Origin of the sequence: Streptomyces roseicoloratus, from assembly GCF_004117935.1 — a bacterium.
Classification (GTDB): Bacteria; Actinomycetota; Actinomycetes; order Streptomycetales; family Streptomycetaceae; genus Streptomyces; species Streptomyces roseicoloratus.
This window is the reverse complement of the sequence record NZ_SDOY01000181.1, coordinates 74,822-85,921: the sequence shown is the minus strand read 5'-3', so window position 1 is coordinate 85,921 and position 11,100 is coordinate 74,822. Positions and strand designations below refer to the sequence as shown.

At 69.5% G+C, this 11,100-nt stretch carries 9 protein-coding genes; 7 read left to right on the top strand and 2 right to left on the bottom strand.

Annotated elements, in window-relative coordinates:
• The first annotated feature begins 219 nt into the window (after positions 1-219).
• Positions 220-1,416 carry an IS110 family RNA-guided transposase gene (locus ESG85_RS34775; RefSeq protein WP_128978222.1) on the top strand — a complete coding sequence of 399 codons (1,197 nt, stop codon included), beginning with the start codon at positions 220-222 and terminating at the stop codon, positions 1,414-1,416.
• Positions 1,417-1,421: 5 nt separating this feature from the next.
• On the opposite strand, the gene ESG85_RS34770 is transcribed toward ESG85_RS34775, so the two are convergent.
• Both ESG85_RS34770 and ESG85_RS36520 read right to left on the bottom strand, forming a co-directional pair.
• Complete coding sequence (locus ESG85_RS34770; RefSeq protein WP_128985153.1) at positions 1,422-2,123, bottom strand: hypothetical protein; 702 nt, start codon at positions 2,121-2,123, stop codon at positions 1,422-1,424.
• 106 nt (positions 2,124-2,229) lie between these two features.
• Positions 2,230-2,643 (bottom strand): WhiB family transcriptional regulator, encoded by a 414-nt coding sequence (locus ESG85_RS36520; protein ID WP_246095579.1) that lies wholly within the window; start codon positions 2,641-2,643, stop codon positions 2,230-2,232.
• Between the two features lie 243 nt (positions 2,644-2,886).
• Here ESG85_RS36520 and ESG85_RS34760 point away from each other — a divergent pair, with 243 nt between their 5' ends.
• The 6 genes from ESG85_RS34760 to ESG85_RS34735 form a co-directional block, all read left to right on the top strand.
• On the top strand, positions 2,887-3,339 hold the full coding sequence (locus ESG85_RS34760) for a helix-turn-helix domain-containing protein (RefSeq protein ID WP_128985144.1): 453 nt from the start codon (positions 2,887-2,889) through the stop codon (positions 3,337-3,339).
• Positions 3,340-3,949: 610 nt separating this feature from the next.
• Positions 3,950-4,321 carry a 30S ribosomal protein S12 gene (rpsL, locus tag ESG85_RS34755; protein ID WP_003948652.1) on the top strand — a complete coding sequence of 124 codons (372 nt, stop codon included), beginning with the start codon at positions 3,950-3,952 and terminating at the stop codon, positions 4,319-4,321.
• Positions 4,322-4,323: 2 nt separating this feature from the next.
• A complete protein-coding gene (rpsG, locus tag ESG85_RS34750) occupies positions 4,324-4,794 on the top strand; it encodes a 30S ribosomal protein S7 (RefSeq protein ID WP_128985143.1) in 471 nt (156 codons plus the stop codon).
• A 39-nt stretch (positions 4,795-4,833) separates the two neighbouring features.
• Positions 4,834-6,960: an elongation factor G gene (fusA, locus tag ESG85_RS34745; RefSeq protein WP_128985142.1), complete on the top strand. Its 2,127-nt coding sequence runs from the start codon at positions 4,834-4,836 to the stop codon at positions 6,958-6,960.
• Between the two features lie 164 nt (positions 6,961-7,124).
• Positions 7,125-8,318 carry an elongation factor Tu gene (gene tuf, locus ESG85_RS34740; RefSeq protein ID WP_128985141.1) on the top strand — a complete coding sequence of 398 codons (1,194 nt, stop codon included), beginning with the start codon at positions 7,125-7,127 and terminating at the stop codon, positions 8,316-8,318.
• A gap of 223 nt (positions 8,319-8,541) precedes the next feature.
• A partial coding sequence (locus ESG85_RS34735) for an N-acetylmuramoyl-L-alanine amidase (protein WP_128985140.1) occupies positions 8,542-11,100 on the top strand: 2,559 nt, incomplete at its 3' end.

The window sequence follows — 11,100 nt, the reverse complement described above, 5'->3', positions numbered from 1 at the left end:
GTCCTACCTTCTTCTTGGGTTGATCGGTCATTCGTAAGATCGATGGCCCAGGGGCTCTGGGTATGGCTGGCATGTGGCCGCCGTTGGATGGCTCAGGAGACTTGGCCGCCCGGAGTCCCGCGACGACTCGACCGCTAATTGGGAGACGCGACGCGATCGCTGTGTAGGACAACGTCGGCGAGGTCGTCTGCTGGGTTCACGCGCGACGAGTTGGTGGAGGTGGCTGTGCCCGAGATCTGGGCCGGAGTGGACATCGGCAAGGAACATCACCACTGCGTGGTGATCGACGCCCAGGGCAAGCGGCTTCTGTCGCGACGGGTCTTGAACGACGAGATCGAGCTGCTCCAGCTCACTGCCGACGTCCTGGAGCTGTCGCGCGACGTGCTGTGGGCAGTGGACATCAACCACGGCGGAGCCGCGCTCCTGCTCGGCCTGCTGGTCAGCCATGACCAGCACATCACCTACATCACCGGACTGGCCGTCCATCGTGCCTCGGCCGGCTACCGGAGCCAGGCCAAGACCGACGCGAAGGACGCCTTCGTCATCGCCGACCAGGCCCGCATGCGCACCGACCTCGGGGTCCTGCGGCCCGGCGACGAGATATCCGTCGACCTGCGCACCCTGGTCAACCGCCGCACCGATCTGGTCTGCGACCGGACCCGGCAAATCAACCGTCTCCGCGCTCAACTCCTTGAGATTTTCCCCGCGTTGGAGCGTGCCCTGGATCTGACCAGGAAGGGGCCGGTCGTGCTGCTGACCGGCTACCAGACCCCGGCCGCCATCCGCCGCGCCGGAACCTCGCGCATCACCACCTGGCTGAGGAACCGCAAGGTCTACGGCAGTGCGGCCTTGGCCCGGACCGTCGTGGAGGCGGCCGAGGCCCAGTTCACCGCGCTGCCCGGCGAGAAGCTCGCGGCCACCATGGTGGCCCGCCTGGCGAAGGGGGTGATGGCCCTCGATGAGGAGATCGCTGAAGTAGAAGCCCTGATCGAGGCCCGGTTTCGCGAGCACCCGAGCGCCAAGGTGATAGAGAGCCTGCCCGGCATGGGCACCATGCTGAGCGCGGAGTTCCTCGCCGCCACCGGCGGTGACATGGAGGCCTTCGGCACCGCGGACCGCCTGGCCGGCTACGCCGGCCTCGCACCCGTCCCCCGCGATTCCGGACGCGTCAGCGGCAACCTCCACCGCCCGCGCCGCTACCACCGCGGCCTGCTCCGTGCCTTCTACCTCTCCGCCTTCGCCAGCCTGCGGACCTGCCCTGCCTCGAAACGGTTCTACGAGCGCAAACGCGCCGAAGGCAAGGGGCACAAACAGGCGCTGCTGGCACTCGCCCGTCGCCGGACCAACGTCCTGTGGGCCATGATCCGCGACGGAGCGTGCTACCAAGCCACACCACCAGTCACAGCAGTGGCTTGACAACGTCATTGGGAAGTCTCCTTCGTGTCGTCTATCGCGGCCTCGATCTCCTCCGTACGCGCACCCGACGCGTCCGCGAGCTCCGCCCACTCCTCCTCCGCCCACAGGTGCCGGTAGGCCGGGTCGTCCTGGCAGCCGCACGCCTCGTCCGTGCACACGCACGCCGGGTTCACGCACAGCACCGCGCGCCGGTCGGGGAAGGCCCGCAGCGACACCGAGTCGCACCAGGGGCAGCGCCCCGACACCCGGACGACCGTCTCCGCCTCGCCCAGCGTGCGCGCGCAGCGGCGGGCCATCCGGCGGATCTCGTCGCGCACGTGGCGGGCGAGCACCGGGTGGCCGGCGATCTCGTCGAGCAGCCCCACGACCCGGCGCAGCCGCTCCACGACGCCGGCGCGGCGCGGGCGCGGCAGCCCCAGCCGCGCGCAGACCGCCTCCTCCAGCTCCACCACGCCGTCGGTGATGTCGCGGATCGCGTCGGACACGTGCAGCCGGATCGGCGCGGCGCCGTGACCGGGCACGGCGAGCCCGTGCCGCTGTTCGAGCAGCAGGGCCTCGCGCCGCTCGGCGCGGATCAGCTCGTCCCGGCCCGGGTGCGGCGCGCGCGCCGCGGAACCGGCGGGCGCGGTGCGGCCGGGCGCCAGCTCGTCGGCGAGCTCGGGAAACTGCCGTACGAGCGAGGCGGCCCAGAGCACGACGTCGCGCAGGACCCGCTGGTCGGCGGCAGCGGTGGCAGCGGTGCCGACAGGTGCGGTGGCGGGGGTGGTGGCAGGGATGGTGGCGGTCGCGGGCGTGCCCGCTTCCGGCGTGCGCTCAGCCACGGGTGCTCCCGGCGAGGACCAGGGCCTGGGCGGGCACGGCCGGTGCGACGGGCCCGGCTGACGGGGCGGGCGTGACAGCGGAGGCGCGGGCGGCGGGCGGCACGGGCGGCGCCAGGGCGGCGCCCGCCGCGTCCAGGGCCGCGGCCAGTTCGTCCGCGGCCGTACGCCCCTCGCGGCGGCGCGGCTTCACCGGGCGGCCGTTGCGCCACAGGCGGCCCGCGCAGACGCCGTCGAACCAGCTCTCGGCGGGGGCGACCGCCGCCTCGCACTCGCGGCTGACGGGGCAGACGGCGCAGGCGCGCAGCGCCGGGGCCGCCTCCTTGCCGCGGCGCGAGAAGACGACGGACGGGGAGAGGCCGGCGCATGCGGCGGCGGCCTGCCATGGGTGGGTGTCGGGCTGGTGCACGGTGGGTCTCCACGGTCCGGGCCCCGCTGCCCTGGGGCCTGTGGGGCCCTTGGGACTCGTGAGGCCGACGAGTGCGGCGTTCAGCACCATAAGCAAGTTGCGTGCGAGCTCGCAACTAAGTTTATGGAGCCCTCTTCACCGATTCGACACCATTGCGTGCGGGAAAGCACGTAATTCTGTGCGCGCAAGCACGCTAAAGTAAGGGGCTCGAAGGGTGGGGGAGTCAAAGGGAGAGCGGTACACATGAGCACTCAAGGGCTCGACGAGTTCGCGGGTTGGGTCGAGGGTCTGATGCGAGCGCGCGGCTACGACATCGACAGCCCCCGCGGTGGCGGAAAGTCCCGGATCGCCGACGAGGCCGGCGTGCACCGCGCGGCGGTCACCCGGCTGCTGCAGCGGCAGAGCATGCCCGACCTGGAGACGATGCGCAGGATCGCCCCGCTCCTCGGGGTCTCCGTCCGCGACATGCTGATCCGGTCCGGGCGCGTGACGCCGGAGGAGTTGCCGGTCGCGGCGGACCTGCTGCCGCCGGGCGACTGGCAGCCGACCATGGAGGACTTCGCGCGCTGGCTCGGCGTCCCCGACGAGCGCATGGACGTCTTCGTCAAGGTCGTGAACCAGTTCCTCGACCACCCGGAGACGGAGGGGGCCGAACCGCGCCCGGCGGGCGAGTCCCGCCGCGCCGCCCAGGACTGAACCGCACCGCGCCGGCCGCGCGGGAGGCTCACCCCGCCGGCCGTGACGGGAGACTCGTCCACCGGTGCCGTGGGAGGCCTACCTGTCGACGGCGCGGGAGGCTCACCCCGCCCGTCCTGCGCAAAGCCCGCCCGTCCTGCGCAAGGCCCGCCCGGTCGGCCGCGGGAGGCCCGCCCGGTCGGCTGCGGGGGCCCGCCCGGTCGGCCGCGGGGGGCTTCACCCCGCCGGCGCTGGTGACGCGGGTGCCTTGTCGCGCCTCGCCCGGCCCTGTCGTGCCGCGCCGGGGGCGGTCGCGTCGGGGGCGGGCCGTGCGAGGGGTGACCGTGCCGGGGGTGCCCCCGTCGCGTTCTCCCACGTCGGCCGGGCGGTCCGCGCGTGGGCATTTGTTTTGACCGGAGTCCATGCGATAGGTACGCTCATGCCTTGTGCCTGGGGTGTGCCCGGAGCCGTGTGCGTGTCCTCAACCGCAGTCGGATCCGAGACCGGCCACCGCAATCAGCGCCCTTTTCCGCCGGCGGCGGAGGTCCGCGCGATTCGACACACCCGACCGCGTGGGTCGGCGACGTTCCAGGTTAGTTGTACCGAACGGCACACAGAAACCGGAGAAGTAGTGCCTACGATCCAGCAGCTGGTCCGCAAGGGCCGGCAGGACAAGGTCGAGAAGAACAAGACGCCCGCACTCGAGGGTTCCCCTCAGCGCCGTGGCGTCTGCACGCGTGTGTTCACGACCACCCCGAAGAAGCCGAACTCGGCCCTCCGTAAGGTCGCGCGTGTGCGTCTGACCAGCGGCATCGAGGTCACGGCCTACATCCCGGGTGAGGGCCACAACCTGCAGGAGCACTCCATCGTGCTCGTGCGCGGTGGCCGTGTGAAGGACCTGCCGGGTGTTCGTTACAAGATCATCCGCGGTTCCCTCGACACGCAGGGCGTCAAGAACCGTAAGCAGGCTCGCAGCCGCTACGGCGCCAAGAAGGAGAAGTAAGAATGCCTCGTAAGGGCCCCGCCCCGAAGCGCCCGGTCATCATCGACCCGGTCTACAACTCTCCTCTTGTCACCTCGCTGATCAACAAGATCCTGCTGGACGGCAAGCGCTCCACCGCCGAGCGCATCGTCTACGGCGCCATGGAGGGCCTGCGCGAGAAGACCGGTGCCGACCCGGTCGTCACGCTGAAGCGCGCCCTCGAGAACGTCAAGCCGTCCCTCGAGGTCAAGTCCCGCCGTGTCGGTGGCGCCACCTACCAGGTGCCGATCGAGGTCAAGCCCGGTCGCGCCTCCACCCTCGCGCTGCGCTGGCTGGTCGGTTACTCCCGCGCCCGTCGCGAGAAGACCATGACCGAGCGCCTCATGAACGAGCTCCTCGACGCCTCGAACGGCCTCGGTGCTTCGGTCAAGAAGCGCGAGGACACGCACAAGATGGCCGAGTCCAACAAGGCCTTCGCGCACTACCGCTGGTAGTCGCAACCCACATCGAGACCGAGAGAAGACTGAAGCCTTATGGCTACCACTTCGCTTGACCTGGCCAAGGTGCGCAACATCGGCATCATGGCCCACATCGACGCGGGCAAGACGACCACCACCGAGCGGATCCTGTTCTACACCGGTGTCTCCTACAAGATCGGTGAGGTCCACGACGGCGCTGCCACGATGGACTGGATGGAGCAGGAGCAGGAGCGCGGCATCACCATCACGTCCGCCGCGACGACCTGCCACTGGCCGCTCGAGGACGTCGATCACACGATCAACATCATCGACACGCCGGGTCACGTCGACTTCACCGTCGAGGTGGAGCGTTCGCTGCGCGTGCTCGACGGTGCTGTCACGGTGTTCGACGGCGTGGCCGGCGTCGAGCCGCAGTCCGAGACCGTCTGGCGTCAGGCGGACCGTTACGGCGTTCCGCGCATCTGCTTCGTCAACAAGCTCGACCGCACCGGTGCCGAGTTCTTCCGCTGCGTCGGCATGATCGAGGACCGCCTCGGCGCCCAGCCGATCGTGATGCAGCTCCCGATCGGTGCCGAGGCCGACTTCCAGGGCGTCGTCGACCTCGTCCGCATGAAGGCCCTCGTGTGGTCCGCCGAGGCCACCAAGGGCGAGATGTACGACGTCGTCGACATCCCGGACACCCACACCGAGCTCGCCGAGGAGTACCGCGGCAAGCTCATCGAGGCCGTGGCCGAGAACGACGAAGCGATCATGGAGCTGTACCTCGAGGGCGAGGAGCCCACCGAGGAGCAGCTGTACGCGGCCGTCCGTCGCATCACGATCGCCTCCGGCAAGTCCAAGGACACCACGGTCACCCCGGTGTTCTGCGGTACCGCGTTCAAGAACAAGGGCGTCCAGCCCCTGCTCGACGCGGTCGTGCGCTACCTGCCGTCGCCGCTCGACGTCGAGGCCATCGAGGGCCACGACGTCAAGGACGCGGATGTCGTCGTGAAGCGCAAGCCGTCCGACGAGGAGCCGCTGTCGGCGCTCGCGTTCAAGATCATGAGCGACCCGCACCTCGGCAAGCTCACCTTCGTCCGCGTGTACTCCGGTCGCCTGGACTCCGGTTCTTCTGTCCTGAACTCCGTGAAGGGCAAGAAGGAGCGCATCGGCAAGATCTACCGCATGCACGCGAACAAGCGTGAGGAGATCGACTCGGTGGGCGCCGGCGACATCATCGCCGTGATGGGTCTCAAGCAGACCACCACCGGCGAGACGCTCTGTGACGACAAGGCCCCGGTCATCCTGGAGTCCATGGACTTCCCGGCGCCGGTCATCCAGGTCGCCATCGAGCCCAAGTCCAAGGGCGACCAGGAGAAGCTGGGTGTCGCCATCCAGCGTCTCGCGGAGGAGGACCCCTCCTTCCAGGTCCACTCGGACGAGGAGACCGGCCAGACCATCATCGGCGGTATGGGCGAGCTGCACCTCGAGGTGCTGGTCGACCGCATGCGCCGTGAGTTCAAGGTCGAGGCCAACGTCGGCAAGCCGCAGGTGGCCTACCGCGAGACGATCCGCAAGGCCGTCGAGCGCGTGGACTACACGCACAAGAAGCAGACCGGTGGTACGGGTCAGTTCGCCAAGGTCCAGATCGGCATCGAGCCGATCGAGGGCGGCGAGACCTCGTACGAGTTCGTGAACAAGGTCACCGGTGGCCGCATCCCGAAGGAGTACATCCCTTCGGTCGACGCCGGCGCGCAGGAGGCCATGCAGTTCGGCATCCTCGCCGGTTACGAGATGACCGGCGTCCGTGTGATCCTGCACGACGGTGCGTACCACGAGGTCGACTCCTCCGAGCTCGCGTTCAAGATCGCCGGTTCGCAGGCCTTCAAGGAGGCCGCGCGCAAGGCTTCGCCCGTGCTCCTCGAGCCGATGATGGCCGTCGAGGTCACCACGCCCGAGGACTACATGGGTGAGGTCATCGGCGACATCAACTCCCGCCGTGGCCAGATCCAGGCCATGGAGGAGCGTCACGGTGCCCGCATCGTGAAGGGCCTCGTGCCCCTGTCGGAGATGTTCGGCTACGTCGGCGACCTCCGCTCCAAGACGTCGGGTCGCGCGAGCTACTCGATGCAGTTCGACTCCTACGCCGAGGTTCCGCGGAACGTCGCCGAGGAGATCATCGCGAAGGCCAAGGGCGAGTAACGCACCGCGTTTAACGCACCGCGTTCCCACGCCTTAGGCTTGACACCGACCGCCGGAGGTCGGACCCCGACAAGGGGGAGAACCTCCGGCGGGCGGCACCCCAGCAAAGATCACCTGGCGCCGATGAAGCAAGGCGTTCAGAACCACTCCACAGGAGGACCCCAGTGGCGAAGGCGAAGTTCGAGCGGACTAAGCCGCACGTCAACATCGGCACCATCGGTCACATCGACCACGGTAAGACGACCCTCACGGCCGCCATTACCAAGGTGCTGCACGACGCGTACCCGGACCTGAACGAGGCCTCGGCCTTCGACCAGATCGACAAGGCTCCCGAGGAGCGCCAGCGCGGTATCACCATCTCCATCGCGCACGTCGAGTACCAGACCGAGTCGCGTCACTACGCCCACGTCGACTGCCCGGGTCACGCGGACTACATCAAGAACATGATCACCGGTGCCGCGCAGATGGACGGCGCCATCCTCGTGGTCGCCGCCACCGACGGCCCGATGCCGCAGACCAAGGAGCACGTGCTCCTGGCCCGCCAGGTCGGCGTTCCGTACATCGTCGTCGCCCTGAACAAGGCCGACATGGTGGACGACGAGGAGATCCTGGAGCTCGTCGAGCTCGAGGTCCGTGAGCTCCTCACCGAGTACGAGTTCCCGGGCGACGACCTGCCGGTCGTCCGCGTCTCGGCGCTCAAGGCGCTCGAGGGCGACAAGGAGTGGGGCGAGAAGCTCCTCGGCCTCATGAAGGCCGTGGACGAGTCCATCCCGCAGCCCGAGCGTGACGTCGACAAGCCGTTCCTGATGCCGATCGAGGACGTCTTCACGATCACCGGTCGTGGCACCGTCGTCACCGGTCGTATCGAGCGTGGTGTCCTCAAGGTCAACGAGACCGTCGACATCATCGGCATCAAGACCGAGAAGACCACCACCACGGTCACCGGCATCGAGATGTTCCGCAAGCTGCTCGACGAGGGCCAGGCCGGTGAGAACGTCGGTCTGCTCCTCCGTGGCATCAAGCGCGAGGACGTCGAGCGCGGCCAGGTCATCATCAAGCCGGGCTCGGTCACGCCGCACACCTCCTTCGAGGCCCAGGCGTACATCCTGTCGAAGGACGAGGGTGGCCGTCACACCCCGTTCTTCAACAACTACCGCCCGCAGTTCTACTTCCGTACCACGGACGTGACCGGCGTCGTGACCCTCCCCGAGGGCACCGAGATGGTCATGCCGGGCGACAACACCTCCATGTCCGTCGAGCTGATCCAGCCCGTCGCCATGGAGGAGGGCCTCAAGTTCGCCATCCGTGAGGGTGGCCGGACCGTCGGCGCCGGCCAGGTCGTCAAGATCACCAAGTAAGTTCTTCCGAACTTCGGTGGTTTGACCTGGTAGCTCGACAGAGCTCCCACGAGGGCCCCGCACCACTCCGGTGGTGCGGGGCCCTCTGCCGTGTCCGGCCGCCGCGGCCCCCGGCGGGCACCGCTCCACGGGAAGGACCCCACCCCCCTGTGCAGGAGTCGAACTGACGTCCCGTAGCATGCCGCCGGTCAGGCGTGTCATGACCAACAGGGGTGGAGACAACTTGAAATCGGGACGTCGAGCGCGTCGCACCACGAGCAGACGAGTACGTCGCACGGCACTGGGCGCCGCACTGGCCGCCGCCGCGGTCCTGGGCTTCCAGAACGTCGCGGGCGCCGAGGTGGGGACGCAGGCCGCCGCCGGCAACGCGACCACCGCGCAGAACGCCGCAAGCAAGGGTGAGGGACCCGTCAGGAGCGAGGTCCAGAAGCTCCCGCTGACCGACCGCGGTCACGGCGAGGCGACGCTCACCAAGACCACCACCGAGCCCTTCGACCTGATGGGCGTGTCCTGGACGGACCCCGCGGCGAAGATCAAGGGCACCATTCAGGCCCGCGCGCGCAGCGCCGCCGACGGCACCTGGGGCGAGTGGCGCGACCTCGAGCCCTACCCGGCCTTCCTGGACGGCAGGCGCGCGGGCGCCCGCGGCTCGACCGAGCCCATCTGGGTCGACGGCGCCGACGGCGTCGAGGTCCGGGTCAGCGACGGCACCGCCGGCAACGAGCTGCCGGACGGACTGCGCGTCGACCTGGTCGACCCGAAGAAGGACGCGGTCCCCGGCGCCCCGGACTCCGGCACGAAGGACTCCGCCACGGCCGCCGGCTCCTTCCGCGCCGCGCCGGCCGCGTTCGCCGCCGACGACCCGCCGACCACGCCGCCGAGCGTCCCCGGCCCGCCGTCCAGCGCGCCGCGGCCCACGATCGTCACCCGCGCCCAGTGGGGCGCCGACGAGTCGCTCAACAACGAGGGCCCGATCTACCTGCCCGCGGGCAGGATCAAGGCCGCGTTCGTGCACCACACCCCGGACGTCACGTACGACTGCGCCGACTCGGACGCCGTCGTCCGGTCGCTGCACGTCTACCACGTGAAGACCAACGGCTGGCGCGACCTCGGCTACAACTTCCTCGTCGACAAGTGCGGCAAGATCTTCGAGGGTCGTCAGGGCGGCGTCGACCAGCCCGTCCTCGGCGCGCACACCTACGGCTGGAACAGCGAGTCGACCAGCGTCGCGATCCTCGGCGACCACACCACGTCGTCCTCCCCGGCCTCGAGCGCCGCGCTCTCCTCGGCCGGCAAGGTCATCGCGTACAAGCTCGGCCAGTACGGGGTGAACCCGGCCGGCAAGGCCACGCTCACCGCCGGCGCCACGCAGAGCAACTACTTCCGGCAGTCGTTCACCCAGGGCCAGACGTACGAGTTCGACGCCGTCTCCGGCCACCGCAACGGCTTCAACACCGTCTGCCCCGGCGACGGGCTCTACCCGCAGCTGTCCACCGTCCGCAGCAACGCGACCGCGGCGAACGCCAAGCTCAGGATCGACTCGCTGAGCGGCGGGGCGACCAGGGCCGGCACGGGTTACGAGACGCCCGGCCCGGTCACCGTGAACTGGTCGACCAGCACGTCGAGCGCCCTCATCAGCACGTTCGAGGTCCTCGTGGACGGTGTGTCCACCGCGACGACGTCGGGCAGCGTGCGCAGCGCGTCCGTCGGCGTGAGCGGTTACGGCGCCCATCAGATCGTGGTCCGCAGCACGTACGGAACGGGCAGCACGACCCTGTCGTCCCCCGTCACCGTCACCGTCCCCGGCCCCAAGACCTTCCAGCCGGTCACCCCGACCCGTCTGATGGACACCCGGGTGGGTCTCGGCGTGCCGAAGGCCAAGATCGGCCCCGGCCAGGAGGCCGTCCTCCAGGTCACCGGCGCGAACGGCATCCCCGCCACCGGCGTGGGCGCGGTCGTCCTCAACGTCACCGCGACCAACCCCACCGAGGGCAGCTTCGTCTCGGTCTACCCGAACGGCACCGACCGCACGAGCGCGTCGAACCTCAACTTCATGGCCGGCACGACCATCCCGAACCTGGTGACGGTCCCGGTCGTCGACGGCAAGGTGCGCTTCTACAACAAGAACGGCTCCGTCGACCTGATCGCCGACATCACCGGCTACTACGTCAGGGACGCGAGCGGTTCGACCCACAGCAACCTGGGTCCGCTGCGGATGATGGACACCCGTACGGGTCTCGGTGTGCCGCAGGCCAAGGTCGGCCCCGGTGCGGTCGTCGACCTCCAGGTCACCGGCACCCAGGGCGTCCCGGCGACGGGCGTCACGGCGGTCGTGCTCAACGTGACGGCGACGGCTCCGACGGCGGGCAGCTTCGTGTCGGTGTACCCGTCGGGCACGACCCGGACGAGCGCGTCGAACCTGAACTTCCTCGCGGGCCAGACGATCCCGAACCTGGTGATCGTCCCGGTCGGCGCGGACGGCAAGGTCAGCTTCTACAACAAGTCCGGCTCGGTGGACCTGATCGCCGACATCACCGGCTACTTCTCCACCGACCCGGCGGGCGCCTCGCACGTCAACCTCGGTCCGCTGCGGATGATGGACACCCGCTACGGCCTCGGCGTGCCGAAGGCCAAGGTCGGCCCGGGCGGCGTCGTGTCGCTCCAGGTGGCCGGCGCCCAGGGCGTCCCGGCGACCGGTGTCACGGCGGTCGTGCTCAACGTGACGGCGACGGCTCCGACGGCGGGCAGCTTCGTGTCGGTGTACCCGTCGGGCACGACCCGG

What these genes read in the sequence shown, in the direction of transcription:
- ESG85_RS34760 (WP_128985144.1), top strand. Translation starts at nt 2,887, where the DNA reads ATGAGCACTCAAGGGCTCGACGAGTTCGCGGGTTGGGTCGAGGGTCTG.
- rpsG (WP_128985143.1), top strand. Translation starts at nt 4,324, where the DNA reads ATGCCTCGTAAGGGCCCCGCCCCGAAGCGCCCGGTCATCATCGACCCG.
- fusA (WP_128985142.1), top strand. Translation starts at nt 4,834, where the DNA reads ATGGCTACCACTTCGCTTGACCTGGCCAAGGTGCGCAACATCGGCATC.